Annotated in this window: 1 protein-coding gene; it reads right to left on the minus strand. The window is 68.6% G+C overall.

Annotation, left to right across the window (positions count from 1 at the left end; genetic code table 11):
* Window positions 1–983 (minus strand): ISAzo13 family transposase (locus tag ACFVXE_RS39255; protein ID WP_389678610.1); only part of this gene is annotated, 983 nt, incomplete at its 3' end.
* Window positions 984–1,038 lie beyond the last annotated feature (55 nt).

The raw sequence follows: 1,038 nt of genomic DNA on the forward strand, positions 1-1,038 counted from the left end.
AACAGCCGGTGCTCGATCTTGTTCCACTTCGATGTGCCGGGCGGCAGGTGGCATACGGTGATGGTGAGCCCGGTTTCGGTGGCGAGGCGGGCGAGTTCGAGTTTCCAGGCCCGGGTGCGGTAGCCGTTGGAGCCGCCCGCGTCGGCGGTGATCAGCAACCGGGTCGCCCGCGGGTAGGTGGATCGGCCCTGGCCATTCCACCAGCGGCGGATCGACTCCACGGCGAACGCGGCTGTGTCGTGATCGGTGCCGACGCTGACCCAGCCGGTGTTCGCCGCCAGGTCGTAGATCCCATAGGGCACGGCCTTGCCCAGCTGCGGGTCGGCGAAGTCATGGACACCCACCAGCACCGGATCACCGGCCGGCCGCCATTGGCGACCACTGTTCTTGAACTCTCCGACAAGCTCCTTCTTCTTGGTGTCCACACTGATCACCGGCTGGCCGGAGTCCCGATGGTCACGGGCCTGCTCGTTGAGATAGCGGAACTGGGCATCCCGGTCGCCGTGTTGGCCTCCCTCCAGGGTCTTGGCATTGGCCTGCAGACTGAAGCCCTCCTCCCGCAGCAGGCCGGCAACCGTGTCGGCACTGACACGGTGCCCGGCCCGGGTCAGCTCCCGGGCCAGGGCCCGGGTCGACTTCACCGTCCAGCGCAGCGGCGACATCGGATCCCCGCGCTCATCCGGCTCGACCAGCGCCAGCAAGGCCGGACGCAGCCCCGGGTCGAGATCCGCGACCCGTTTGCGTCCTCCGCCCGGCCGCCGCACCCGCCCCAGGGGCCCCTCGCCGGCCTCAAGCTCGAACACGCCCTTGCGGACCGTCGTCTCGCTCACCGCCGCGGCCCGCGCGACCGCCCGTACACCGCCATGCCCCAGCATCCTTGCCTCCGCGGCCATCAGCAGACGCCGCTGCCGCTCGTCCAAATGCGGAAACAACACCGCGAACCTCACGGCAAGTTGGTCACGGGTCTCGTCCAGGATGCGCATACCACAACAACGAGCCACCGAACGGGAAGCAACACCTTGATTCCCTGCAAGCCCT

The sequence above is a fragment of the Streptomyces sp. NPDC058231 genome (assembly GCF_042882275.1).
Lineage (GTDB): Bacteria > Actinomycetota > Actinomycetes > Streptomycetales > Streptomycetaceae > Streptomyces.